This window comes from Mycobacterium sp., assembly GCF_047975165.1.
In the GTDB taxonomy this organism is placed as follows: Bacteria; Actinomycetota; Actinomycetes; order Mycobacteriales; family Mycobacteriaceae; genus Mycobacterium.
In genome coordinates, this window is record NZ_JBKECZ010000031.1 from 1 (window position 1) to 26546 (window position 26546).

The 26546-nt window shown below is 65.9% G+C and carries 19 protein-coding genes, 2 tRNA genes and 2 pseudogenes; 19 read left to right on the forward strand and 4 right to left on the reverse strand.

Annotated elements, in window-relative coordinates; genetic code table 11:
• The 6 genes and pseudogenes from ACK5M9_RS02390 to ACK5M9_RS02415 all read left to right on the forward strand — a co-directional run.
• Positions 1-323 (forward strand): annotated as a pseudogene (locus tag ACK5M9_RS02390) (HNH endonuclease signature motif containing protein); the annotation flags it as partial.
• A gap of 513 nt (positions 324-836) precedes the next feature.
• A complete protein-coding gene (locus ACK5M9_RS02395; protein WP_416891608.1) occupies positions 837-1352 on the forward strand; it encodes a single-stranded DNA-binding protein in 516 nt (171 codons plus the stop codon).
• Positions 1353-1420: 68 nt separating this feature from the next.
• The gene (gene ettA, locus ACK5M9_RS02400) at positions 1421-3097 is read left to right on the forward strand and encodes an energy-dependent translational throttle protein EttA (protein ID WP_416891609.1); all 1677 of its coding nucleotides are present in this window, start codon (positions 1421-1423) and stop codon (positions 3095-3097) included.
• Between the two features lie 92 nt (positions 3098-3189).
• Entirely contained in the window at positions 3190-8067 is a 4878-nt protein-coding gene (locus tag ACK5M9_RS02405) for an NAD-glutamate dehydrogenase (protein ID WP_416891610.1), read from the forward strand.
• Positions 8064-8480 carry an acyl-CoA thioesterase gene (locus ACK5M9_RS02410; protein ID WP_416891611.1) on the forward strand — a complete coding sequence of 139 codons (417 nt, stop codon included), beginning with the start codon at positions 8064-8066 and terminating at the stop codon, positions 8478-8480. Before ACK5M9_RS02405 ends, ACK5M9_RS02410 begins: the two co-directional genes overlap by 4 nt.
• Positions 8465-9148, forward strand: coding sequence for a hypothetical protein (locus ACK5M9_RS02415; protein ID WP_416891612.1), 684 nt, complete (start codon positions 8465-8467; stop codon positions 9146-9148). The genes ACK5M9_RS02410 and ACK5M9_RS02415 overlap by 16 nt, the downstream gene beginning before the upstream one ends.
• A 39-nt stretch (positions 9149-9187) precedes the next feature.
• Here the strand turns inward: ACK5M9_RS02415 and ACK5M9_RS02420 are convergent, their stop codons facing one another.
• Complete coding sequence (locus ACK5M9_RS02420; protein WP_416891613.1) at positions 9188-9583, reverse strand: globin; 396 nt, start codon at positions 9581-9583, stop codon at positions 9188-9190.
• A gap of 132 nt (positions 9584-9715) precedes the next feature.
• On the opposite strand from ACK5M9_RS02420, the gene ACK5M9_RS02425 reads away from it, so the two are divergent.
• A complete protein-coding gene (locus ACK5M9_RS02425; RefSeq protein ID WP_416891614.1) occupies positions 9716-10372 on the forward strand; it encodes an HNH endonuclease in 657 nt (218 codons plus the stop codon).
• Positions 10373-10548: 176 nt separating this feature from the next.
• On the opposite strand, the gene pepN is transcribed toward ACK5M9_RS02425, so the two are convergent.
• Entirely contained in the window at positions 10549-13164 is a 2616-nt protein-coding gene (gene pepN, locus ACK5M9_RS02430; RefSeq protein ID WP_416891615.1) for an aminopeptidase N, read from the reverse strand.
• A 202-nt stretch (positions 13165-13366) separates the two neighbouring features.
• On the opposite strand from pepN, the gene ACK5M9_RS02435 reads away from it, so the two are divergent.
• From ACK5M9_RS02435 to ACK5M9_RS02445, 3 genes are read left to right on the forward strand one after another with little or no spacing between them, the layout of a single operon-like run.
• On the forward strand, positions 13367-14008 hold the full coding sequence (locus tag ACK5M9_RS02435) for a DsbA family oxidoreductase (protein ID WP_416891644.1): 642 nt from the start codon (positions 13367-13369) through the stop codon (positions 14006-14008).
• A 42-nt stretch (positions 14009-14050) separates the two neighbouring features.
• Positions 14051-14530, forward strand: coding sequence for a ribose-5-phosphate isomerase (locus tag ACK5M9_RS02440; RefSeq protein ID WP_416891616.1), 480 nt, complete (start codon positions 14051-14053; stop codon positions 14528-14530).
• A 9-nt stretch (positions 14531-14539) separates the two neighbouring features.
• Complete coding sequence (locus ACK5M9_RS02445) at positions 14540-15370, forward strand: Fpg/Nei family DNA glycosylase (protein WP_416891617.1); 831 nt, start codon at positions 14540-14542, stop codon at positions 15368-15370.
• On the opposite strand, the gene ACK5M9_RS02450 is transcribed toward ACK5M9_RS02445, so the two are convergent.
• Together ACK5M9_RS02450 and ACK5M9_RS02455 are read right to left on the reverse strand one after the other, a co-directional pair.
• Positions 15334-16545 carry a serine hydrolase domain-containing protein gene (locus ACK5M9_RS02450; protein ID WP_416891618.1) on the reverse strand — a complete coding sequence of 404 codons (1212 nt, stop codon included), beginning with the start codon at positions 16543-16545 and terminating at the stop codon, positions 15334-15336. The two genes, ACK5M9_RS02445 and ACK5M9_RS02450, sit on opposite strands and share 37 nt — an antisense overlap.
• Before the next feature lie 34 nt (positions 16546-16579).
• A tRNA-Gly gene (locus ACK5M9_RS02455) sits at positions 16580-16650 on the reverse strand.
• A 158-nt stretch (positions 16651-16808) separates the two neighbouring features.
• On the opposite strand from ACK5M9_RS02455, the gene ACK5M9_RS02460 reads away from it, so the two are divergent.
• From ACK5M9_RS02460 to mobA, 9 genes and pseudogenes are all read left to right on the forward strand, one after another.
• Positions 16809-16882: transfer RNA gene (locus ACK5M9_RS02460), tRNA-Pro, on the forward strand.
• A 54-nt stretch (positions 16883-16936) separates the two neighbouring features.
• Complete coding sequence (tig, locus tag ACK5M9_RS02465) at positions 16937-18397, forward strand: trigger factor (RefSeq protein WP_416891619.1); 1461 nt, start codon at positions 16937-16939, stop codon at positions 18395-18397.
• A gap of 107 nt (positions 18398-18504) precedes the next feature.
• The gene (gene clpP1 / locus ACK5M9_RS02470) at positions 18505-19092 is read left to right on the forward strand and encodes an ATP-dependent CLP protease proteolytic subunit ClpP1 (RefSeq protein WP_416891645.1); all 588 of its coding nucleotides are present in this window, start codon (positions 18505-18507) and stop codon (positions 19090-19092) included.
• Complete coding sequence (gene clpP2 / locus ACK5M9_RS02475; RefSeq protein ID WP_416891620.1) at positions 19089-19733, forward strand: ATP-dependent CLP protease proteolytic subunit ClpP2; 645 nt, start codon at positions 19089-19091, stop codon at positions 19731-19733. The genes clpP1 and clpP2 overlap by 4 nt, the downstream gene beginning before the upstream one ends.
• Before the next feature lie 115 nt (positions 19734-19848).
• Entirely contained in the window at positions 19849-20670 is an 822-nt protein-coding gene (locus tag ACK5M9_RS02480) for a phthiotriol/phenolphthiotriol dimycocerosates methyltransferase (protein ID WP_416891621.1), read from the forward strand.
• A gap of 223 nt (positions 20671-20893) precedes the next feature.
• A pseudogene (gene clpX / locus ACK5M9_RS02485) lies at positions 20894-22174 on the forward strand (ATP-dependent Clp protease ATP-binding subunit ClpX).
• Positions 22175-22538: 364 nt separating this feature from the next.
• On the forward strand, positions 22539-24485 hold the full coding sequence (locus ACK5M9_RS02490) for a 2-oxoacid:acceptor oxidoreductase subunit alpha (RefSeq protein WP_416891622.1): 1947 nt from the start codon (positions 22539-22541) through the stop codon (positions 24483-24485).
• Between the two features lie 49 nt (positions 24486-24534).
• Positions 24535-25644, forward strand: coding sequence for a 2-oxoacid:ferredoxin oxidoreductase subunit beta (locus ACK5M9_RS02495; RefSeq protein WP_416891623.1), 1110 nt, complete (start codon positions 24535-24537; stop codon positions 25642-25644).
• 9 nt (positions 25645-25653) lie between these two features.
• The gene (gene mobA, locus ACK5M9_RS02500; protein ID WP_416891624.1) at positions 25654-26256 is read left to right on the forward strand and encodes a molybdenum cofactor guanylyltransferase; all 603 of its coding nucleotides are present in this window, start codon (positions 25654-25656) and stop codon (positions 26254-26256) included.
• Positions 26257-26546: the final 290 nt, after the last annotated feature.

Here is a 26546-nt window from a genome sequence, read left to right on the forward strand (position 1 = left end):
ACGAAAAACCCAAAGCGCTCTACCACACCAAACGCTTCGCCTCAGAATTCCAACGCCTGGTCCTGCACGCCGGCGAACGCGGCTGCACCAAACCCGGCTGCGACACCCCCGCCGCCCACTGCGAAGTCCACCACGTCACCGGCTGGACCAAAACCAGGCGCACCGACATCAACGACCTCACCCTGGCCTGCGGCCCCCACAACCGCCTGGCAGAAAACGGCTGGACCACCCGAAAAAACAGTCGCGGCCACACCGAATGGATCCCACCCCCACACCTCGACACCGACCAACCCAGAGTCAACAACTTCCACCACCCCGAACGACACTTCACCCGCCGGCAAGCCGAGGAAACAGGGGAAGACGAGGACGGGCCGACCGGGGCAGCCGAGGCCGAGCAGACCGGGCAGGCCAGGCAGACCAGGCAGACCGGGAACGCCGGGAACGGCGGGGAAGCAGGAGTGGCGGGGGCGGCTGCGGACGGCCGGGCCGATCAGGCGGACCGGGCAGACCGGACCGACTCGACCGACCGGCGCGATCGGGACCGGGACCGCTGAACAGTAGCCGTCGTAGCCGTCGAAGCAGGCCAAGCGGCCGACACGGGCCAAGCTAGACGTCTCGGGTGCGGCTTTGCCTGAATCCGGGCCCCATTTCCGAGGGGATATTTCGACGGTCCGCCGTTATCCACAGTTCCGACTTTCTGCAGAGCTTTGGGAAGGCGGCGCGTTCGGACGCTCGAACTGTCGGCACCAGCGTGCTGAATGGGCATTGCAAGCGGGCGTGACCTACCGGGCGTCGACGAAAGCGCCATCGCGTCCGCAAGAAGGGATGTCGAGCCAATGTTCGAAACACCGTTGACCATCGTCGGTCACGTCGTCAACCAGCCGGTGCGCCGGCGAGTCGGCAACGAGGAGGTCATCAACTTCCGGGTGGCCAGCAATTCACGCCGGCGGACCGAGGACGGCGGGTGGGAATCGGGAAACTCGTTGTTCATCACGGTGAACTGCTGGGGCAGGCTGGTCACCGGGGTGGGCGCCGCACTGGGGAAAGGGGCGCCGGTGATCGCGGTGGGCCACGTCTACACCAGCGAGTACGAAGACCGCGACGGCAATCGCCGATCATCCACCGAGATGCGTGCGACCTCGGTCGGGCCGGACCTGGCCCGCACTATCGTGCGCATCGAGAAGCCGAGCTACACCGGCCCGGCTGTGGTGGAAGCGGAGGTCGCGACCGCACAATCGGCCGGGCAAGCAGGTTGCGAGGTCGATCCGGCGGGCGTCGATCCGGCGGAGGTCGATCCCGAGCCCAAGGCCGACTCCGGCGCCGACAGCAGCGCACTACCACTGTCGGTCTAGCGCTATCGGCCGGTGCATAGGATGGGCCGCGGGAATTTTTCCGTAGACCAGAAGGGCAATACCGCGGCATGGCTGAGTTCATCTACACGATGAAGAAGGTCCGCAAGGCGCACGGCGACAAGGTCGTCCTTGACGACGTCACGCTGAGTTTCTTCCCCGGCGCGAAAATCGGCGTTGTCGGTCCGAACGGGGCCGGAAAGTCGAGCGTCTTGCGGATCATGGCCGGGTTGGACAAGCCGAACAATGGCGATGCTTTCCTGGCCAACAACGCGACGGTCGGCATCCTGCTGCAGGAGCCGCCGCTCAACGAGGACAAAACCGTTCGGGGCAACGTCGAAGAAGGGCTGGGCGAAATCAAGGTCAAGCTCGATCGCTTCAACGAAGTCGCCGAGCTGATGGCCACCGACTACTCCGACGAACTGATGGACGAAATGGGCCGGCTGCAAGAGGAATTGGACCACGCCGACGCGTGGGACCTCGACTCCCAGCTGGAGCAGGCGATGGACGCGCTGCGCTGCCCGCCGCCGGACGAACCGGTCACCAACCTGTCCGGTGGCGAGCGCCGCAGAGTCGCGTTGTGCAAGCTGCTGCTGTCCAAGCCTGACCTGTTGCTGCTCGACGAGCCCACCAACCATCTGGATGCCGAAAGTGTGCAGTGGCTGGAGCAGCACCTTGCCAGCTACGCCGGGGCAATCCTGGCGGTCACCCACGACCGCTATTTTCTGGACAACGTCGCCGAATGGATCCTCGAGCTCGACCGCGGCCGCGCGTACCCCTACGAAGGCAACTACTCGACCTACCTGGAGAAGAAGGCCGAACGTATTGCGGTGCAGGGTCGGAAGGACGCGAAGTTGCAGAAGCGGCTTCAGGACGAGTTGGCCTGGGTCCGCTCGGGCGCCAAAGCCCGCCAGGCCAAGAGCAAGGCGAGGTTGCAGCGTTACGAGGAGATGGCTGCCGAGGCGGAGAAGTCCCGCAAGCTGGATTTCGAAGAGATACAGATCCCGGTCGGACCCCGGCTGGGATCTGTCGTGGTCGAGGTTGAGCACCTCGACAAGGGCTTCGAGGGTCGGGTTCTGATCAAGGATCTGTCCTTCACATTGCCTCGCAACGGCATCGTCGGTGTCATCGGCCCGAACGGTGTCGGCAAGACCACCTTGTTCAAGACGATCGTCGGTCTCGAGGACCCGGACAGCGGCACTGTCAAGGTGGGCGAGACAGTCAAGTTGAGCTATGTCGACCAGACCCGGGCCGGGATCGACCCGAAGAAGACTGTGTGGCAAGTCGTATCCGACGGCTTGGACTACATCCAGGTTGGCCAGGCTGAAGTGCCGTCGCGGGCCTACGTTTCGGCGTTCGGCTTCAAGGGGCCCGACCAGCAGAAACCCTCGGGCGTGCTGTCCGGCGGTGAACGCAACCGGCTGAACCTTGCACTCACCCTCAAGCAGGGCGGCAACCTGATCCTGCTCGACGAACCGACCAACGACCTCGATGTCGAGACGCTGAGCTCGCTGGAAAACGCGCTGGTGAACTTCCCCGGATGCGCCGTGGTGATCTCCCACGACCGCTGGTTCCTCGACCGCACCTGCACACACATCCTCGCCTGGGAGGGGGACGCCGACAGCGAGGCCAATTGGTTCTGGTTCGAAGGCAACTTCGGCGCCTACGAGGAGAACAAGGTGGAACGGCTAGGCGCCGACGCGGCTCGTCCGCATCGGGTGACCCATCGCAAGCTGACACGGGACTAGTGTCAGTACCGCACCACGACGATGCGGCCGGTTCGGCCGAGGAGAAGTGGAGCCAGAGGAGCTAGTCCCGTCACGAGTTGGGAGCATTCGGTATGGCGATCGATCCCGGAGCCCGAGAAGTTGTCCCGGCATGGACCAGGTTCCGCGAGGGCGCGGCCGTTCCAGACTGGGTGATCAAAACCTACGAGGACAGTTTCCGAGCGTCGCAGGAAGACGGTTCACCGGCTGCGCCGGGCGTCGCGTTGGTGACGCCGGCGATGGTGGCCGCGCACTGTCGTCTTGGTGAGCATCTTCCGCCCGGGGAGAGTCGTGTCGAGGTCTACGAGGCGGACGACCCGGCGGGATTCGGGCCGGCGCTGCAGGTGGTCACCGAGCACGGCGGCATGCTGATGGATTCGGTGACGGTCCTGCTGCACAGGTTGGGGGTGTTCTACACCGCCACTATGACGCCGGTGTTCGAGGTGCACCGCACCCCGTCGGGTGACCTGCGCAGCGTTGCACACAAAGCGGACAAGGGTTCCCCGTTTGCCGGCGAGGCTTGGATACACGTCCAACTTTCCCCGTCGGCGAATCAAACAGCCCTTGCCGAGGTGGAACGGCTGCTGCCGAAGGTATTGGCTGATGTCCAGCGGGTCGGGGTCGACGCAACGGCGATGTTCACGGCCCTGGGTGATTTGGCGACCACGATCGACGATGATCCCGAGGGTAGGTTTTCCGCACCGGATCGCCGCGAGGTAGCCGCACTACTGCGCTGGCTTGGTGAGGGGAACTTCCTGCTGCTGGGTTACCAGCCGTGCCGGGTGCAGAACGGTTTGGTGCTCGGCGACGGAACGAGCGGCCTCGGTGTGCTTCGTGCTCGGGCGGGCTCCCGGCCCCGGCTCACCGACGATGACAAGATGCTTGTCCTGGCCCAGGCGGCGGTCGGCAGCTACCTGCGCTACGGCGCCTATCCCTATGCGATCGCCATCCGGGAAAACGTTGGCAACGAAGTGAGGGAACACCGTTTCGTCGGGCTGTTCACCGTTGCCGCGATGAACGCCGATGTCCTGGAGATCCCGATGATCTCACAGCGGGTTCGCGACGCATTGACCCTGGCCAGCAGCGACCCGAGCCACCCCGGCCAGCTACTGCTTGACGTCATCCAGACGGTTCCGCGGCCCGAACTGTTCACGTTGAGCCCCGACCGGCTGCTGAATATGGCCAAGGCCGTGGTCGACATGGGTTCGCAGCGACGCGCGTTGCTGTTCTTGCGTGCCGACCGCCTGCAGTTCTTCGTCTCATGCCTGGTCTACGTGCCCCGCGACCGCTACACCACGGCGGTGCGTCGCAAGATCGAAGACATCCTGGTCCGCGAATTCGGTGGCACGCGACTGGAGTTTACCGCCCGGGTCAGTGAATCACCGTGGGCATTAATGCATTTCATGGTTCGACTGCCCGGGGACAGCATGACACGCGAAGCCGGCTCGCAGTCGGATCCGGTCGACGTTTCCGAAGGCAACCGCCTTCGTATCCAGGCGCTACTCAGCGAGGCTGCGCGCACGTGGTCCGATCGGCTGACCACCGCTGCCGCGGCCACCTCTGCGGCTACCGCCGCGGCCACACCACCGGCAACTGTGGTGAATTCCACCGACGCCGAGCACTACGGGGCCGCGTTCCCCGAGGCCTACAAGCAGTCCGTCACTCCGGACGGCGCCATCGCCGACATCGCCGTCATCAACGAGTTGTCGGACGATTCGGTCAAATTGGTGTTCACTGACATCGACGATCAGGGGCTTGCGCAACTGACCTGGTTCCTGGGGGGCCGCAGCGCCTCGCTGAGCGAGTTGCTGCCGATGCTGCAGAGCATGGGTGTGGTGGTGCTCGAAGAGCGGCCGTTCACCGTCACCCGGCCCGACGGACTGCCGGTGTGGATTTACCAGTTCAAGATTTCCCGGCACCCCACCATTCCGCTGGCGGAGACGGAAGCCGAACGGGAGGCGGCCGCGCAGCGGTTTGCGGACTCGGTCACCGCGATCTGGCACGGCCATGTCGAGATCGACAGGTTCAACGAGCTGGTGATGCGTGCCGGGTTGACCTGGCAGCAGGTGGTGCTGGTGCGGGCCTACGCGAAATACCTTCGGCAGGCGAACTTTCCCTACAGCCAGCCCTACATTGAATCCGTGCTCAACGAGCACGCGTCGACCGTGGCGTCGCTGGTGGCCTTGTTCGAGGCGATGTTCGATCCGGCGGCAGTTCAGTCGGGGGGCAGCAGCCGTGCACAAGCCGCGGCCGCGTCCGTCGCCGCTGACATCGATGCTTTGGTGAGCCTTGACACCGACCGCATTCTGCGTGCGTTCGCCTCTCTGGTTCAGGCGACGTTGCGCACCAATTATTTTGTGACGCAGGCGAGTTCGGCCCGCAGTCGGGACGTGCTGGCCCTCAAGCTCGACGCGAATCTCATCGACGAGCTGCCGCTGCCGCGCCCCAAATTCGAGATCTTCGTCTACTCGCCCAGGGTCGAGGGCGTGCACTTGCGGTTCGGCCCGGTGGCTCGGGGCGGCCTGCGCTGGTCGGACCGCCGGGATGACTTCCGGACGGAAATCCTCGGCCTGGTCAAGGCGCAAGCGGTGAAGAACGCGGTCATCGTTCCGGTCGGGGCGAAAGGCGGGTTCGTCCTGAAGCGTCCCCCGCTGCCGACCGGGGATGCCGCCGCCGACCGCGACGCCAACCGGGCCGAGGGGGTCGCCTGCTATCAGCTCTTCGTATCCGGCCTGCTCGATGTCACCGACAACGTCGACCAACTCACCGGCGCGGTCATCCCGCCACGGGAGATGGTGCGGCGCGACGGCGACGACGCATACCTGGTGGTGGCAGCCGACAAGGGCACCGCCACCTTCTCCGACATCGCCAACGAGGTCGCGAAGTCCTACGGATTCTGGCTCGGTGACGCCTTCGCATCCGGCGGTTCGGTCGGCTACGACCACAAGGCCATGGGAATCACCGCCCGCGGCGCCTGGGAGGCGGTCAAACGACACTTCCGTGAAATGGGAGTGGACACCCAGAGCGAGGAGTTCACCGTCGTCGGCGTCGGTGACATGAGCGGCGACGTGTTCGGCAACGGCATGCTGCTCAGCAAGCACATCAGGCTGATCGCGGCTTTCGACCACCGTCACGTCTTCCTGGACCCGAGCCCGGATGCCGCCGCATCCTGGGCAGAGCGCCGCAGGATGTTCGACCTCCCCAGATCGAGCTGGGACGACTACGACAAGTCGCTGATCAGCGAAGGCGGCGGGGTATACAGCCGCGACCAGAAGACCATTCCGGTCAGCTCGCAGATCCGCGCGGCGCTGGGTATCGACGGCGACGTGACTGAACTGGCACCGCCCAACCTGATGCGGGCAATTCTGCAGGCGCCGGTGGATCTGCTGTTCAACGGCGGTATCGGAACCTATATCAAGGCGGAGTCGGAATCGGACGCCGACGTCGGCGACCGTACCAATGACGCGCTTCGGGTCAACGGAAATCAGGTGCGCGCCAAGGTGATCGGCGAAGGCGGCAACCTGGGCGTGACGGCATTGGGCCGGATCGAGTTCGACCTGTCCGGTGGCCGGATCAACACCGACGCGATGGATAACTCCGCCGGTGTGGACTGTTCCGACCACGAGGTGAACATCAAGATTCTGATCGACTCGCTGGTCACCGCGGGCAAGGTCAAGCCCGAGGAGCGCGCCGCGCTGCTCGAGTCGATGACCGACGAGGTTGCCCACTTGGTGCTGGCCGACAATGAGGACCAAAACGATCTGATGGGCACCAGCCGGGCCAACACGGCCAGTCTGCTCCCGGTGCACGCCGATCAGATCAGGTACCTGGCGGCCGAGCGCGGGGTCAACCGTGAGCTGGAGGCGCTGCCGTCGGAGAAGGAGATCGCCCGGCGAACCGAGGTCGGCATCGGTCTGACGTCCCCGGAACTGGCGACGCTGATGGCGCACGTCAAGCTGGCCCTCAAAGACGACGTGCTGGCCACGGACCTACCCGACCAGGACGTGTTCGCGACGCGGCTGCCCGAGTACTTCCCGAAACCGCTGCGGGATCGGTTCACCCCGGAGATCCGTGCTCATCAACTGCGGCGCGAGATCGTCACCACCATGCTGATCAACGATCTGGTCGACACCGCGGGAATCACCTATGTCTTCCGGATCACCGAAGATGCCGGCGTCACCGGTGTTGACGCGGTGCGCAGCTATGCGGCGATCGACGCCATTTTCGGGGTCGGGGACGTGTGGCGCCGCATCCGCTCCGGCAATCTCGCGGTGGCGGTGTCGGATCGCATGACGTTGGATACCCGTCGGCTGGTCGACCGCGCGGGCCGCTGGCTGCTCAATTACCGCCCCCAACCGCTGGCGGTCGGCGCCGAGATCAACCGGTTCGCGGAGAACGTCAAGGCGATGACCCCGCGTATGTCGGAATGGCTGCGTGGAGGCGACAAAGTCATCGTGGAAAAAGAAGCCGCAAAGCTCGTCGGGCTGGGGGTCGACCCCGAGTTGGCCTACCGGGTTGCGGTCGGTCTCTACCTCTACAGTCTGCTGGATGTCATCGACATCGCCGACATAACCGAGATGGACCCGGCCGAGGTCGCCGACACCTACTTCGCGTTGATGGACTATCTGGGTACCGATGCGCTGATGCGGGCGGTCTCGGAGTTGCCGCGGACCGACCGCTGGCAGTCGTTGGCGCGGTTGGCTATTCGCGACGACATTTACGCGTCGTTGCGTTCGCTGTGTTTCGATGTGCTGTCCGTCGGAGAACCCGATGAGAGCGGTGAGGAGAAGATCGCCGAGTGGGAGCAGCTCAGTGCGTCGCGGGTGGAGCGGGCGCACCGAACACTGTGTGAGATCCGGGAGAGCGACGCGAGCGACCTTGCGACATTGTCGGTGGCCGCACGGCAGATTCGCCGCATGACGCGGACCAGTGGGCGGGGAGCCTCGGGGTGAGCGTCGGGTACGTCGCGGCCGTACCGGTGCGGTGGTCGGACATCGACATGTATCAACATGTCAACCACGCCACCATGGTGACAATCCTGGAGGAGTCGCGAGTCCCATTCCTGCGGGAGCCGTTCGGCACGAACATTGCCACGATCGGCCTGCTGATCGCCGATGTCCGGGTCACCTACAAGGATCAGCTCCGCCTGGTCGATTCGCCGCTGCAGGTGACGATTTGGACCAAGCGACTGCGCGCGGTGGACTTCACGCTGGGCTATGAGGTGCGGTCGGTCGCCGCGGCGCCGGAGAGCAAGCCGGCTGTCATCGCCGAGTCGCAGCTCGCCGCGGTCCATATCGAGGAACAGCGGTTGGTGCGTCTGACACCCGATCACCGGGAGTACCTGCAGCAATGGCTTCGGGGTTAGCGCAGGAACCCGAGCGCGGGCTGTGGCTGGGCCCGCAGCGGTTGGACCTGCACCGCGCGGACCTGACCACATTCGTCGAGCATGCGTTGCGTCTCGACGATTCCGCGGTGATCCGGATTCGGGCCGGCTCGGCGGGGTTGGTGAGGGTTTGGGCGGCAACGGGTTTCGACGTGCTGGCCGGCCGTGTCGTGGCCGGCAGGGTACGGCCCGGGGATCTCTCGGTTGCCGCGGACGGTTTGGCGCGCGGTCTGGCAGTTGCGGATGACTCGGGCTATGTGGATCCCGGCTTTGCGATGGACTCGGCGTGGCGCGGTGGGCTGCCGCCCGAGTCCGGTTTCGAGCACCTGGACGACGTTCCCGCGCGGGTCATCCGTGAGCTGGCCCAGCGGGGCGCGCAACTGGTCAGGGAGCACAGCGGCTCGCACGGCCCACCCGCGTCGCTGCTCGACCAGGAGATCGTCGAAGTCCGCTCCGGAGACATCGCCGCCGGTCTGCCGATGCGTTGTGTGTTCGCGTTGACGGCGATGGGTTTCCTGCCCTCGGGGCGTGAACCGATCGACGACGGCGAATGCGTGCGGGTCCGCGTCTCGGCGGGCTGGCTGCGCCTGGATGCGCGATTCGGCTCGGTGTATCGGCATCGCGGGCACGCCGCACTGCTGCTGGGCTGAGGGTGTGCAGTGGGGGGCGGGGGACGAGCTGTGCGGTTCTCAGAGCGGCGAGTTGACCAGGGCGTTGGCCGCCATGTCGAGGTACTGGAGCAACTCGCGTCGGTGCTCGTCGTCGAGGGTTCGCGAATCGACCGAAGCGATTGCGGTGTGCATGCAGCGTAGCCAGGCGTCACGTTCGATCGGTGTAATCCGGAACGGTATGTGCCGCATGCGCAGGCGGGGATGTCCGCGGCGTTCGGAGTAGGTCCGCGGCCCGCCCCAGTACTGTTCCAGGAACATCCGCAGCCGGTCTTCGGCGCCGGTCAGATCCTCTTCGGGATACAGCGGTCGCAGGATCTCGTCGTCGGCAACCTGCTCGTAGAAGCGCGAGACGATTGCGTCGAAGGTCTGCGCGCCGCCGACAGCGTCGTAGAAAGACTCTGGTGTTTGATCCATCGCTATCTATTGTGGGCCACCGTCGAGTCGGGCCCGGAGGGTGTCGCGCGGCCGGCTTCACCGAAACGGCGCCACTGGGGCGATTCGCGTGCGTTCCGCAGCAGTTCATGGTGGACTGTCGGCGGAGGTTTCATGGCGCAGCGCAACCAACGCCGCGCCCACCGCAACGTGGGTGGTGGTGCGGCCGACCGGTCGGGGCAAACCGCTGCGGCCTGCCTGCGAAGTGTCAGTGGCGAAACCCCGCCGGCAAGTCGCGCCGAGAACGCGGGGATGTGGGCCAGGTGCCGGGTGCTGCTGTTGAATTCCACCTACGAACCGCTGACCGCCCTGCCAGTGCGGCGCGCCATCGTCATGGTGATTTGCGGCAAGGCCGACGTGGTACACGACGACCCGGCCGGCCCGGTCGTCCACTCCGCGACCCGGTCCGTCGCGGTGCCGTCGGTGATCCGGCTGCGGTCCTATGTCCGGGTGCCCTACCGGGCCCGGGTTCCGATGACACGGGCCGCGCTCATGCAGCGGGACCGGTTCCGTTGCGCCTATTGCGGTGCCGGGGCCGACACCGTCGACCACGTGGTGCCCCGTAGCCGCGGTGGCGGGCATTCCTGGGAGAACTGTGTCGCCTGCTGCTCGACGTGCAATCACCGCAAGGGAGACAAACTACTGTCGGAACTCGGGTGGTCGCTGCGGCGTGCGCCACTGCCGCCGACCGGCCGGCACTGGCGCTTGCTGTCGATGGTCAAAGAACCGCATCCGGCGTGGGTGCCATATCTCGACGAGGGTGCGGCCTGACGCGGGAAGGCTCAGGCGCCGCCGTGGGCCTGAACCTTCCCACGCCGAACGTGACTCCACAGTCCCGTTGGGCGGCGAGGGTGACTGTGGAGTCACGTTCGGCGGGGTGGCGTTGGGGTGGGGGGCGTGGTGGTGTGGCGGTGTGGTGGTGTGGTGGTGGGCGGCGCCGCACCCACCTACGAGCCGGCGTCGAAGTCGCGTGCCCGCAATGACCGCTTGATCCCGGCCTGGCCCTCCAGCACCAGGCGGCGCAGCGCCGGGGGGACGTCCGGGCCGGCGAGGAACTCGTCGGCGGCCGCGATGGCGTCCGCGGTGATGTCCCAGTAGGGATACAGGCCGATCACCACCGATTGTGCGACTTCGCTGGACCGCCGAGCCCACACTCCCGGGATCGCCTCGAAGTAGCGTGCGGTGAACGGCTTGAGCAATTCGGCCTGGCCCGCGGCGCCGATCCCGGCAATCATGGCCCTGCTCAGGGCATTGGCCAGGGTGTCGTCCTGGACGACGGTGGTGAACGCGGCCTGCTTGACCTCGATCTGCGGTCGCGCTGCGGACGCCTGCGCACCGTGCCGCTCGCCCGCTGCTGTGCGGTCGCGCCGCACCTCGGTGTCGATACGCGGTGTGCCCGGGCCGTCGGCATCGATTGCGCCGGCAGCGGCAAGGGCGATGACCACTCGCCAGCGCAGGTCGGTGTCGACTTGCAGCCCGTTCAGGCTCAACTCGGCAGGGTCACCGTCGAGCAGCGTCGACAGCGTATCGACGTGTCGCGGCGACAATACCGACGTGCAGAACGCGTTGATGAAGGCAAGCTGATGGTCGGACCCGGGCTCCGCGCCGCGGGCCAGTTCCAGCAGCCGGTCGGCAAGGTGCGGCCAGCCGTGCTCGTGTGCCCAGGCCGGCTCGGAATAGCTGCCCACCGCGGTCTGTGCCTGCAGCAGCAGCCGCTGCAACACCGTTACTTCGGTTTCGCCCCCGATACCACCGCACACCAGCGTGACGAAGTCGCGGGCGCGCAGCTCGGCCTCCCGGGTCATCTCCCACGCGGCCGACCACACCAGCGACCGGGGCAGCGGCTCGGCGATCTCGGCGATGCGACTCAACGCGGTCCGCAGCGACTCCTGATCCAGACGCAGTGAGCAGTAGGTCAGGTCGTCGTCGTTGACCAGCACCAGCTTTCCCCGGGGAACACCGACAAGGGCAGGAACATCGGTGCTCGGGCCTTCGATGTCGAGCTCCTCGCGGTGGACCCGGATCAGCTTTCCCGGGCCACCCGGATCATCGGGGTCGTCGTCGTAGACGCCGACAGCCACCCGGTGAACCCGGGTTTCACCCGCGCCGGGTGCGGCTCCGGTCTGCGTCACCGCGAACCGGGTGAACCGGCTGCGGCCCTCGGCATCCGCTTCGACGTCGAAGTCCGGACGCAGCGTGTTGAGCCCGGTGGTCTTGAGCCACTGCCGGCCCCAGTCCGAGAGGTCACGGCCGGATGCCTGCTCCAGCGCGCCCAGCAGGTCGTCGAAGGTGGCGTTGCCGAACGCGTGGGTGCGAAAGTAGTCCCGCAGCCCGGCCAGGAAGTGGTCCAGGCCCACGTAGGCGACGAGTTGCTTGAGCACCGAGGCGCCCTTGGCGTAGGTGATGCCGTCGAAGTTGACCTCGACCGCGTGCAGGTCCGGAATATCGGCGGCGATCGGGTGTGTCGAGGGCAGCTGGTCCTGGCGGTATGCCCACGACTTCTCCACGGTGGCAAAGGTTGTCCACGCTTGGGTGTATTCGGTCGACTCGCTTTGGCACAGTACGGAGGCGAAGGTGGCGAAGGATTCGTTGAGCCACAGATCGTCCCACCATTTCATGGTGACCAGGTCGCCGAACCACATGTGGGCCATTTCGTGCAGTACCGTCTCGGCCCGTCGTTCGTAGGAGGCCCGGGTGACCTTGCTGCGGAACACGTAGTCTTCGAGAAACGTCACCGCGCCGGCGTTCTCCATCGCGCCGGCGTTGAATTCGGGGACGAACAGCTGGTCGTACTTGCCGAATGCGTAGGATATGCCAAAGTTCTTGTGGTAGAAAGCGAATCCCTGTTTAGTCTCGGTGAACAGCCGTTCGGCATCCATGAACGCCCGCAGCGAGGACCGGCAATAGATACCGAGCGGGATGTCACCGTGCTCGTCGCTGTAGGTGTCGTTCCAGACGGCGTAGGGGCCGGCGACGAGCGCGACCAGATATGTGCTCATCCGTGGCGTGGTGGCGAACGTGTGCACACTGCCCGTTGCGGTGTCGTCGACGGAGGCGGTGGCGCCGTTGGAGACCACTTTCCACGACCCCGGCGCGGTCACCCGGATGTCGAAGGTGGCCTTGAGGTCGGGCTGGTCGAAACAGGCGAACATCCTTTTGGCGTCTGCGGTTTCGAACTGCGAGTAGAGGTAGGTTTCGTTGTCGGCCGGATCGACGAACCGGTGCAGGCCCTCCCCGGTGTTGGAGTAGCGGCAGAGTGCGTCGACAACGAGGACGTTGTGGCCGGTGAGTCCGCGCAGTGCGATCCCGGTGGATTCGTCGTAGCCGGAAACGTCCAGGGCCTGGCCGTTGAGGGTGGCGCTGTGCACGATGTCGGCGGCGATGTCGATGACGGTGTCGGCACCTGGCTCCGCGTCGAACGTCACCGTGGTGACGGAGCCGAAGGTGCGGTCGCCGGCCTTACCGTCACCGTCGGTGACGTCGAGGTTGACCTGGTAGCTGTGCACGGTGACCAGGGCGGCGCGTTCGATCGCCTGGTCCCGGGTGAGGTTGGGAAGGGCCACGGGTTCCAACATATCGGGCGGCTCGGCGACGAAGCGCAGTGTGCCTGGGGCGGTGGGCGCGCGTCGGCCTGCCCGGGCGGGATCCGATCGCCGGAAGTCGACGCTAGGGGAACAGGTGCGGCGTCGCTACGGTTGTGCTGGATGGTGCTTCGGCCGTACAGGTCAGCCGACCGCCCCGAGCAGCAAGGAGATGACCGCTCACATGTCCGAGAAGGCTCCGTCGTCGCATGAGACCCCGCCCAGAAGTAGGGCTGACTTCTGGTTCGATCCGTTGTGTCCCTGGTGCTGGATCACCTCCCGGTGGATTCTCGAGGTGCAGAAGGTCCGCGACATTGACGTCAACTTCCGCGTCATGAGCCTGGCCGTGCTCAACGAAAAGCGAGACGACACGTCGCCGGAGTACCGCGAAGCGATGGCCAGGGCCTGGGGGCCGGTGCGGGTGGCGATGGCCGCCGAACAGGCCCGTGGCGCCGAAGTTCTGGCGCCGCTGTACACCGCGATGGGAACTCGAATCCACAACGATGGCAACAAGAATCTCGACGAGGTGATCGGGCAGTCGCTGGCCGAGGCCGGGCTGCCCGCGGAGTTGGCTGCGGCGGCGACCAGCTCTGCCTACGACGAAGCGGTGCGCGAAAGCCACCATGCCGGGATGGACGCCGTCGGCGACGACGTCGGCACGCCGACCATCCATGTCAACGGGGTGGCGTTCTTCGGTCCGGTGCTGTCGCGGATTCCGCGCGGTGAGGAGGCCGGGAAGCTGTGGGACGCCTCGGTGACGTTTGCGGCTTACCCGCACTTTTTCGAGCTCAAGCGGACTCGTACCGAGCCTCCCGAGTTCGGCTAGCCGCCGAGAGCGCCGCGCACCCGGGCGTGCAGAATGTCGGGCATGCGCGTCTACCTGGGGGCCGACCATGCCGGCTTCGAACTCAAGCAGCGGATCATCGAGCATCTGAAGCACGCTGGCCACGACCCGGTCGACTGCGGCGCGTTCGGCTATGACGCCGAGGATGACTACCCGGCGTTCTGTATTGCCGCGGCGACCCGCACGGTGGCCGATCCGGGCAGTCTGGGGATCGTGCTGGGCGGTTCGGGCAACGGCGAACAGATCGCGGCCAACAAGGTGCCCGGCGCCCGCTGCGCGCTGGCCTGGAGCCCGCAGACCGCGGCATTGGCCCGCGAACACAACAACGCCCAGTTGATCGGCATCGGCGGCCGCATGCACACCGTCGAGGAGGCGCTGGCGATCGTCGACTCGTTCCTGTCCACACCGTGGTCCGATGCCGACCGTCACCAGCGGCGAATCGACATCCTGTCCGACTACGAACGCACCCGCCAGGCGCCGCCGGTGCCCGGATCACCCGGCTGAGAGGCGCCGGTGCCCGAAGGGCATGCGGTACACCGGCTGGCCCGCCTGCACCGGCGCCGGTTCGCCGGGGCGCCCGTAGGGGTGTCGAGCCCGCAGGGCCGCTTCAGCGACGCCGCCGCCGTCGACGGGCAGGTGTTGCGCAGCACCTCAGCCTGGGGCAAGCACTTGTTCCATCACTACGCCGGCGGCCTGGTGGTGCACATCCATCTGGGGATCTACGGCGCTTTCACCGAATGGCCGTTGCCCGCCGACGGGCTTATTCCGGCGCCCGTCGGGCAGGTGCGCATGCGGATGGTTGGCGGCGGATACGGCACCGACCTGCGCGGCCCGACGGTATGCGAACTGCTGAACCCGGCCCAGGTCGACGACGTGATTGCCCGGCTGGGTGCTGATCCTTTGCGTCCCGACGCAGACCCGGCCCGGTCGTGGTCGCGGATCGTCAAGTCGCGCAGAGCTATTGGCGGTTTGTTGATGGACCAGAGCGTCATTGCCGGGGTGGGCAACATCTACCGCAGCGAGCTGCTGTTCCGCCGCGGCATCGACCCGTACCGGCCCGGACGGACGATCTCCGAGCCCGAGTTCGCCGCCGCATGGGCCGATCTGGTCGCCCTGATGAAAGTCGGTGCGCGCCGCGGCACGATCGTCGTGGTCCGTCCCGAAGATGATCACGGCGCGCCGTCCTACCGGACCGGACGGCCGCGAACCTATGTGTACCGGCGCGCCGGCGAGCCATGCCGATTGTGCGGGACGGCTGTGCGCACCGCGGTGCTTGAAGGTCGCAATCTGTTCTGGTGCCCGCGCTGTCAGCCCTCGTCGGGGAGGACGCCCAGCACCCGGTAGACCTCGTTGCTCAACGCCACGCTGCGCGGGTCCGCGTTGGCCTCGCTGGCGTCGAACCGGTTGGACACATAGCTGTAGCCGATGCGGTGTTCCAGGTCGACGAATGCGAACGACCCGCCCAGCCCGCCGTGTCCGAATATCTTCGGGTTGGGTCCGTTGACGCGCCGCTGGTTGAGCATGTACCCCAAGCCCCAGCCGTGGTCGGCGACCCGAGGCCCCAGCACCAGGTCGGTGTCCAGGCCGCCCTGGCACTGACGGACCAGCTCCATGTGCCCCCGGCTGAGCAGTTTCTCCTGGGCCAGCGCGTTGTAGAACGTCGCCATGCCCAGTGCGGAAACCTGACCGTTGGTGCCGGGGAACTCCAGTGCGCGCCACAGGTGCAGGTTCTCGGTGTCCAGATCGTCGTCCGGCAGGAACCCCATGGCGATCGACATGCCGGCCTTGGGGTGCTCGTCGAGGCTGGTCGGGTAGCCGGGGGCTTGCAGCTCGGCCAGCAGCTGCCGGCCGGTCGGCTTGTCGATCCGGTCGGCGCAGCGACGCTGGTCGGCATCTGAGAGGCCGATGTGCACCTCGGCGCCGATCGGCTCGGCGATCTCGGTGCGCAGATACTGCCCGATGGTGCGGCCGGTGACGCGGCGGAACACCTCGCCCAGGATGAAGCCGAAGGTGGTCATGTGGTAGCCCTGCGCGGTGCCCGGTTCCCACCACGGCTCGGCGGTGGCCAGTTGAGCGCAGACGTAGTCCCAGTCGACGAGTTGTTCGGTGGTCAACCGGGTGCGGGGGCCGATAACGCCGGACCGGTGGCCCATCACCATGGCCAGGGTGATGTCTTGCTTGCCGGCCTGGCCGAACTCGGGCCAGTAGCGGGCTACCGGAGCTCCCAGGTCCAGCTCGCCCCGGTCGATGAGCTGGTGCACGCAGGTGGCCGACAGGCCCTTGGTGCCGGACAGCACCGTGGTCAGGGTGTCCTGCCGCCAGGGCCGGGTGCCGGCGGCGTCGGCCCAACCGCCCCAGAGGTTGACGGCCAGATTCCCGTCCACCCAGATCGCAACCGCCGCGCCGACCTCCCGATGCGCGGCGAAGTTGCGCTTGAATGCGTCGCGAACCCCGGAGAAGTCCGACGCGCATGAGCCATGGATGTCGACGGGGGCGTCGACCTCGTCTACGTCGCTCATGGTGCTCTTTCTACCGACCAATTATGTGCCGCTGAGCGGGCGACGGGAATCGAACCCGCGTAGCTAGTTTGGAAGACTAGGGCTCTACCATTGAGCTACGCCCGCATGTGCCAGTCGAGCGTGACTGTACGTGCGTGACTGTACGTGGTGGCGGAGATCAAATCTAATCCGTTATTGCCAGGTGAACGCGCGGCACGCTGCTGGCCTGCCCGGAGGTCGCCGAGGGGTGGGCATGACGGGGCCGTAGGATCGCGACGTCACCGCGGGGTGTAGCGCAGCTTGGTAGCGCATCCGCTTTGGGAGCGGAAGGCCGCAGGTTCAAATCCTGTCACCCCGACAAGACCGACACGCGCATCGCAGCGCACCCGACCGACACACCGAGGAGCATGCCGTGAAGAGCACCGTCGAGCAGTTGAGCCCCACCCGGGTTCGCATCAATGTGGAGGTGCCGTTCACCGAACTCGAACCGGACTTCCAGCGCGCCTACAAGGAGCTGGCCAAGCAGGTCAGGCTGCCCGGCTTCCGGCCCGGCAAGGCGCCGGTCCGGCTGCTCGAGGCCCGGTTCGGCCGAGAGACGATGCTCGCCCAGGTGATCGAGGACGTGGTGCCCAGCCGGTACGGCCAGGCACTCACCGAGTCGGACGTGCAGCCGATCGGCCAACCGAACATCCAGGTGACCAAAAAGGAATTCGGTGAGGATCTGCAATTCTTCGCCGAAGTCGACGTGCGGCCCAAGCTGGATCTCCCCGACTTGGACGCATTGAGCGTTTCGGTCGATCCGGTCGAGGTCGCCGACGAGGAGGTCGACGCCGAGTTGGACTCGTTGCGGGCCCGTTTCGGCACGTTGACCGGGGTGGACCGGCCGGTGCGCGGCGGCGACTTCGTCTCGATCGATCTTTCGGCGACCGCCGGCGGCGAGGATGTGCCGCAGGCCGCCGCCGAAGGCCTGTCCTACGAGGTCGGGTCCGGCAGGCTGATCGCCGGCCTCGACGACGCCCTGGAGGGTCTGTCCGCCGACGAGTCGCGGGTTTTCCGTGCGAAGCTGGCCACCGGCGAGCACGCCGGAGAAGAGGCCGACGTCACCGCCACCGTCAAATCGGTCAAGGAACGCGAACTGCCCGAGCCCGACGACGAGTTCGCGCAGCTGGCCAGCGAGTACGACACCATCGGCGAGTTGCGCGCGAGCCTGCGTGAGCAGGTTCGCAACCTCAAGCGGGCCAAGCAGGCCGACCAGATCCGCAATACGGTGCTCGACGCCGTGCTCGAGCAGGTCGACGTGCCGGTGCCGGATGCGGTCGTGCGGTCCCAGATCGACGAGTCCACGCGTGCCGCGATGGCAGGTGTCAACAATGACACGGGTGCTTTCGATCAGCTGCTCGCCCAGCGGGGCTCCTCGCGCGCGGAGTTCGACTCTGAAACGGCCGCGGCCGCGGAGGCCAACGTCAAACGACAACTACTGCTGGACGCGATCGCCGACGAACTCGACGTCACCGTCGGTCAGGACGACCTGACCGAGCGGTTGGTGACGACGGCGCGGCAGTACGGCATCGAACCGCAGCAGCTGTTTGCCTACCTGCAGGAGAACAACCAGCTGGCCGCCATGTTCGCCGACGTCCGGCGGGGGATGGCCGCGGAGGCCGTCGTCACCAAGGCGACGGTCACCGACACCGACGGCAACGCGATCGACACCAGCGAGTTCTTCGGCAAGCGCGGCGCCGATCACGACCATGATCACGCGGACGGCGCCGATGGCGCTGATGGCACCGATGACACCGCCGATAACGCCGCCGATGGCCCTGCCGATGACGCCCCGGCCAGCACCGCCGAAGAAGCCGAGCAGTCCGGCGCATGACGCTGTAAGCGAACGCGCCCCGCTGCGGTGGGCACAGTGGGGTGTCGGTTGGTTAATGTCGGTGCAACTAGCAACACGAGAAAGCAGGTAACCCGGTCGTGACTGACATGCGTTCGAATTCGTTGGGTCTCAACCTCACGGACTCCGTCTATGAGCGCTTACTCTCCGAGCGCATCATCTTCCTGGGCTCGGAGGTGAATGACGAAGTCGCCAACCGGTTGTGCGCACAGATACTGCTGCTCGCCGCCGAGGACGCCGACAAAGACATCCACCTCTACATCAACTCGCCGGGCGGATCGATCAGCGCCGGCATGGCGATCTACGACACCATGGTGCTGGCGCCCTGCGACATCGCCACCTATGCCATGGGCATGGCCGCCTCCATGGGCGAGTTCCTGCTGGCGGCGGGCACCAAGGGCAAGCGGTACGCGCTGCCGCACGCGCGCATCCTGATGCACCAGCCGCTGGGCGGGGTGACCGGTAGCGCGGCCGACATCGCCATCCAGGCCGAGCAGTTCGCGGTCATCAAGAAGGAGATGTTCCGGCTCAACGCCGAGTTCACCGGCCAGTCGATCGAACGCATCGAGGCGGACTCCGATCGCGACCGCTGGTTCACCGCCGCGGAAGCTCTCGAGTACGGCTTCGTCGACCACATCATCACCCGCGCCGCCCACATCAACGGAGAAGCCCAGTGAATCCCCTGAACCCGCAGCTACAGCCGCAGGCGCGCTACATCCTGCCGTCCTTCATCGAGCACTCCAGCTTCGGCGTCAAGGAGTCCAACCCATACAACAAGCTGTTCGAGGAACGGATCATCTTCCTCGGAGTGCAGGTCGATGACGCCTCCGCCAACGACATCATGGCGCAGTTGCTGGTGCTGGAGTCGCTGGATCCCGACCGCGACATCACCATGTACATCAATTCCCCGGGCGGCGGTTTCACCTCGTTGATGGCGATATACGACACCATGCAGTACGTGCGGGCCGACATTCAGACGGTGTGCCTGGGCCAGGCCGCCTCGGCCGCCGCGGTGCTGCTGGCCGCCGGTCCGCCGGGCAAGCGGATGGCGCTGCCCAACGCCCGGGTGCTCATTCATCAGCCGTCGCTGTCGGGTGTGATTCAGGGGCAGTTCTCCGACCTTGAGATCCAGGCCACCGAGATCGAGCGGATGCGCAGCCTGATGGAGAGCACACTGGCCCGCCACACCGGCAAGGACGCCGCCGTGATCCGCAAGGACACCGATCGGGACAAAATCCTGACCGCCGAAGCTGCCAAGGAATACGGGATCATCGACACAGTCCTGGAGTACCGGAAGCTCTCCGCGCAGAACGACTGAACGGCGTACGGCCCGACTTGAAGATCCAGCCGAAACGGCCGCCGGGAGGCTAGTCGGCGGTTACGATTGCGCGCAGGTTGCCGTTGCACTACGCGCGGCGGGGAGGGGCTGAGCTATGTCGATCCGTCGCACGCGCGCGGAGGACGCGGTCAATCGGCTGGCCCGCAACGCGCGGATACGGGCCGGCGTGCATTGGGCCACCACCAAGACCGGCTACCGGCTGCTCAGCCGGGCACTCGCCAAGGACGATGTGCTGTTCCTCAATCTCGGATACGAGGAGGACCCGCCGATGGCGCTGTCGCTGGGGGCGGCCGACGAGCCCGATCGCTATCCCATCCAGCTCTATCATCGCGTCGGAACCCAGGTGGACCTCAAGGGCAAGGATGTGCTGGAGGTCAGTTGCGGGCACGGCGGCGGCGCGTCCTACCTGACCCGGACCCTGCACCCGGCCCGCTACACGGGCTTGGACCTGAACAACCTCGGCGTGGAATTCTGCCGCAGGCGCCATACTCTGCCCGGACTGGATTTCGTGCAGGGGACCGCCGAGAGGCTGCCGTTCCCCGACGAGTCGTTCGACGCGCTGGTCAACGTAGAAGCGGGTCTGCACTACCTGGATTTTCCGCGTTTTGTCGACGAGGTGGTCCGGGTGCTGCGCCCGGGAGGGCACTTTCTCTATGCCGATCTGCGCGACGCCGATGCGGTCGCGGCCTGGGAGAACACATTGGCCGCGGCCGCCCTGACACAGGTGGACCAACGGGGGATCAATGCCGAGGTCCTGCGCGGCCTGGAGAAAAATCGCCTGGTCGGCCAGATCACTCGCCGGCTGCCCTTCGGGCGCCGGATAGCCACCGCGATTGCCGGCGGGCCCGGCTCGCTGGGATACCGGCGGTTGAGCGACAACGAGATCGTGTACCGGATGTACTGCTTTACCAAGTAGTGACTGGCAGACCGCGCGTCTCGATGGGCGCCGGACACCGTGGGCGATATGTTGCACTCGCAAGACGATTACCAGCCTGAGACGGATGTAACGATGAGTCCCAGGGGAGCTATTCGGTGTTAACGGTCGCGTCGGGCCGGAACAAACGGGTAGCGTCGTGGGATACTCGCGGCAACCAGGACGATGACGACACGGCGACACAGGAAGTAGGCTCTGGGGCATCATGGCACGCATCGGAGACGGGGGCGACCTGCTGAAGTGCTCCTTCTGCGGGAAGAGTCAGAAGCAGGTCAAGAAGCTCATCGCGGGTCCCGGTGTGTACATCTGCGACGAGTGCATCGACCTGTGCAACGAGATCATCGAAGAGGAACTTGCCGACGCCGACGATGTGAAACTCGACGAACTTCCCAAGCCCGTCGAGATCCGCGACTTCCTGGAGAGCTACGTCATCGGGCAGGACACCGCCAAGCGGACACTGTCGGTAGCAGTGTACAACCACTACAAGTGTATTCAGTCAGGTGAGAAGGGGCGCGACTCCCGCCACGAGCTGGTGGAGCTGACGAAATCGAACATCCTGATGCTCGGGCCGACGGGCTGCGGGAAGACCTACCTGGCTCAGACGCTGGCCAAGATGCTCAACGTACCGTTCGCCATCGCCGACGCCACCGCCCTGACCGAGGCCGGCTACGTCGGTGAAGACGTCGAGAACATCCTTCTCAAGCTCATTCAGGCGGCCGACTACGACGTGAAGCGCGCCGAGACCGGCATCATCTACATCGACGAGGTGGACAAGATCGCCCGCAAGAGCGAGAACCCGTCGATCACCCGCGACGTCTCCGGGGAGGGAGTTCAGCAGGCCCTGCTGTAGATCCTGGACGGCACCCAGGCGTCGGTTCCGCCGCAGGGCGGCCGCAAGCACCCGCACCAGGAGTTCATCCAGATCGACACCACGAATGTGTTGTTCATCGTTGCGGGGGCATTCGCCGGTCTGGAGAAGATCATCTACGAACGCGTGGGTAAGCGCGGCCTGGGTTTCGGCGCCGAGGTGCGGTCCAAAGCCGAGATCGACACCACCGACCACTTCGCCGACGTGATGCCCGAGGACCTGATCAAGTTCGGTCTGATCCCGGAGTTCATCGGCCGGCTCCCGGTGGTCGCCTCCGTGACCAACCTGGACAAGGAGTCGTTGGTCAAGATCCTCTCCGAGCCGAAGAACGCTCTGGTCAAGCAGTACACCCGGCTGTTCGAGATGGACAACGTGGAGTTGGAGTTCAGCGATAACGCGCTGGAGGCAATTGCCGACCAGGCGATTCACCGCGGCACCGGCGCCCGCGGGTTGCGCGCGATCATGGAGGAAGTCCTGCTGCCGGTGATGTACGACATCCCGAGCCGTGATGACGTAGCCAAGGTCGTGGTGACCAAGGAGACGGTGGAGGACAACGTGCTGCCGACGATCGTTCCGCGCAAACCGTCGCGCAGCGAGCGGCGCGACAAGTCCGCCTAGCGCGAGTCGCGCCCGATGAGGCGCCGGCGGCGGGTGGCGAAAAATAGAACGTGTTCCGGTGTGCCGGGGGATTCCCCGGGACGCGGCGGCGACCATCCGGACGGTGCGGGAGTGCGGGGGTGATCAAAACCACAGTGATGTGTGGCCACCGCCCGCGCTAGTCCGTTGACGTGGCTTTTTGGCGCCTGACCTGGCACGGGTGAGGAATTCGGGCAGAATCGGCGGACACCGCACGGTGCCATAATCGGAATCACCGATGATGTGCGAAGCGGCGATCAGCGGAAGGCACTCCGACTACGCACATTCCTTAACCGCGACGGAGTGCCTGCCCGATTACCGACGGAACGCGTAGAAAGGCGCAGAGGTGAATCCGACCGGCAACGGTGCTGGGGCAGAGTCTGGCGACGGGACCGCCCCGCAGCGTCTGGAAAACGTCGTTATCCGGTTCGCGGGCGACTCCGGCGACGGCATGCAGTTGACCGGCGACCGGTTCACCGCCGAGGCGGCGGTTTTCGGCAACGACCTGGCGACACAGCCGAATTACCCGGCCGAGATCCGGGCCCCGGCAGGCACCCTGCCCGGAGTGTCGTCGTTTCAGATCCAGATCGCCGACTACGATATTTTGACTGCGGGTGACCGGCCCGACGTGCTGGTCGCCATGAACCCCGCGGCGCTCAAGGCCAACCTCGGCGACCTGCCGCGCGGTGGCATGGTGATCGCGAACTCCGACGAGTTCACCAAGCGCAATGTGACCAAGGTCGGCTACGTCACCAACCCGCTGGAGTCCGACGAACTCGAGGAATACGTCGTGCACTCGGTGCCGATGACCTCGTTGACCCTCGGCGCCGTCGAATCGATCGGTGCGACGAAGAAGGACGGCCAGCGCGCCAAGAACATGTTCGCGCTGGGTCTGCTGTCCTGGATGTACGGCCGGCCGATACAGACCAGCGAGACCTTCATCCGGGAGAAGTTCGCGCGCAAGCCCGAAGTGGCCGAGGTCAACGTACTGGCCCTGAAAGCAGGCTGGAACTACGGCGAGACCACCGAGGCTTTCGGCGCCACCTACGAGGTGGCCAAGGCCTCGCTGCCGGCCGGCGAGTACCGGCAGATCTCCGGAAACACCGCGATGGCCTATGGGATCGTCGCGGCCGGCCGACTGGCCGACAAGCAGGTCGTACTCGGAAGCTATCCGATCACCCCGGCGTCGGACATTCTGCATGAGCTGTCCAAGCACAAGAACTTCAACGTCATCACCTTCCAGGCCGAGGACGAGATCGGCGGGATCTGTGCGGCCATCGGTGCCTCCTACGGCGGGGCGCTGGGTGTGACCAGCACGTCTGGCCCGGGTATTTCGCTGAAGTCCGAGGCGCTGGGGCTCGCGGTGATGACCGAGATGCCGCTGGTCGTCATCGACGTGCAGCGCGGGGGGCCCTCGACGGGGCTGCCCACCAAGACGGAGCAGGCCGACCTGCTGCAGGCGCTGTTCGGCCGGAACGGGGAATCCCCGGTGGCGATCGTCGCACCGCGTTCCCCGTCGGACTGCTTCGACACCGCGCTTGAGGCGGTGCGGATCGCGGTCACCTACCACACACCGGTGATCGTGTTGTCCGACGGCGCGATCGCCAATGGCTCGGAACCGTGGCAAATTCCCGACGTCAGCGCACTGAACCCCATCGAGCACGTCTTCGCCGAATCCGACGCTCCCTTCGAGCCGTACGCGCGCGACCCCGAGACCCTGGCCCGTCAATTCGCCGTTCCCGGTACGCCGGGGCTGGAGCACCGTATCGGAGGGCTGGAGTCGGCCAACGGCTCGGGCAACATCTCCTACGACCCGTTCAATCACGATCTCATGGTTCGGCTGCGCCACACCAAGATTCAGGAGATCAGTGTTCCCGACATCGAGGTGGACGACCCCACCGGCGATGCCGAGCTGCTGCTGATCGGTTGGGGCAGTTCCTACGGCCCCATCGGCGAGGCGTGCCGGCGGGCGCGACGACGCGGCACCAAAGTTGCGCACGCTCACTTGCGGTACCTCAACCCGTTCCCGGCGAACCTGGGCCAGGTGCTGGGCCGCTACCCGCGGGTGGTCTGCCCGGAGATGAACATGGGCCAACTGGCGTTGCTGCTGCGAGCCAAGTACCTCGTCGACGTGCAGTCGGTCACCAAGGTCCGGGGCCTGGCGTTCCTGGCAGACGAGGTCGGCCGCTTCATCCGGGCTGCGCTGGCCGGGCGGCTGAACGAGCTTGAACAGGACAAGATGATGGTCGCCAGATTGTCGGCGGCCAGGATCACCGCGCAGGCGAGTGCATGAGCGGCGTCATGATGATCCGGTGTGAGGCGACGAGTAAGGAGCAGGGCTCATGACTGATGTGATGAGCAATCTGGCGCACAGCGATCTTGGTTTGACCCCCGTGTCGGAGGAAGACGCTCGGCCGCACAAGCACGACGGGGTTCCCACCACCGACCAGCCGCAGAAGAGCAAGGACTTCGCCAGCGACCAGGAGGTGCGCTGGTGCCCCGGATGCGGTGACTACGTCATCCTCAACACGATTCGGACCTTCCTGCCCGAACTCGGCCTTCGCCGCGAGAACGTCGTGTTCATCAGCGGAATCGGGTGTTCCAGCCGGTTCCCCTACTATCTGGAGACCTACGGGTTCCATTCGATTCACGGTCGGGCACCGGCCATCGCGACCGGCCTGGCGCTTGCTCGCGAGGATCTGTCGGTTTGGGTGGTTACCGGTGACGGTGATGCCCTGTCGATCGGCGGCAATCACCTGATCCACGCGCTGCGTCGCAACATCAACATCACCATCCTGCTGTTCAACAACCGGATCTACGGGTTGACCAAGGGCCAGTATTCGCCAACCTCGGAAGTCGGCAAGATCACCAAATCGACTCCGATGGGTTCGCTCGACCACCCGTTCAACCCGGTGTCGCTGGCCCTGGGTTCCGAAGCGACGTTCGTCGGCCGTGCGCTGGATTCGGACCGGGCTGGGCTGTCGGAGGTGTTGCGGGCCGCTGCTGCGCACCGGGGTGCCGCACTGGTGGAGATCCTGCAGGACTGCCCGATCTTCAACGACGGCTCGTTCGACGTGTTGCGCAAGGAGGGCTCCGAAGAGCGGGTGATCAAGGTGAGCCACGGCGAACCGATCGTCTTCGGGACCGACGGTGAATATTGTGTGGTGAAGTCGGGCTTCGGCTTGGACGTGGCCAAGACCGCCGATGTAGCGGCCGACGAGATCGTCGTGCACGACGCCCACGATGCCGATGGCGCCTACGCGTTTGCCTTGTCGCGATTGTCCGATCAAACCCTGGAACACACGGTGCTGGGTATCTTCCGCGACATCAGCCGCCCCACCTATGACGATGCCGTCCGCGCGCAGGTCGAATCCGCCCGGAGCTCGGACGCCGCCGACCAGGCTGCACTCCAGGCGCTGCTGCGCGGACGCGACACCTGGACCGTGGACTGAGGCACGGGCGTGCCCGGCGACATTCCGGTGGCCGCGGTGGTGCTCACCGGTGGCCGATCGCGTCGCATGGGGCGGGACAAGGCCACCCTGATCCTTGACGGCGGGGCGTCCACGCTGGTCGAGCGGGTCGTCGGTGTCGTCGGCCGATGCTGTTCGCCGGTCTACGTGATGGCGGCTGCGGGGCAGCGGCTGCCTGAACTGCCGGGTGCCGAGATCCTGCGCGACCGGGTGCGGGGGCTCGGGCCGCTGCCGGCGGTGGGGGATGGATTGCGGGCCGCCGCCGCGGGGGGAGTGCGGCTGGCGTTCGTGTCTGCTGTCGATATGCCTGGGTTGACGGTCGATCTGATCGATGAACTGCTGGGCGTAGCGGTTGCGACCGGTGCCGAAGTGGTTGTCCCCTGGGACGGCCGCAGCCACTACCTGGCCGCGTTGTACCGGACGGATCTGGCCGACCGGATTGATGCGTTGGTGGCCGCGGGTGAGCGGCGTATGCGCACCCTGATCGACGCATCCGATTGCCGGCGCCTCGTCGTGGCGCAGACGCCGGTATTGGCCAACGTCAACACCGTCACCGATTTGCCGTCGCAGTCGCCTGTACCGCGTAGCCGTTGATTCTGCGCTCAGGGTGTAGTCCACTCGCACTATTGCGCCGTGGGCGCAGGGTAAACGGGGCCAATGCAGGGTGATTCGGCTCACGAACCCCTGGTGACCACGCCTTGCGGCCCAGGGCTTGAAACCGGTTGTTGAACTGCGAATATACCGCGAATTTGCGGTCATTATCGGTCTGTGATTGTATCGAGATACCCGCATATCGGGGGTGACGAAATCAGATCGTTATCGTACGGTTCCATTGGGCGGTCCGAATTGGGCCGCAATCAACGGATCACGAAATTGAATCCACG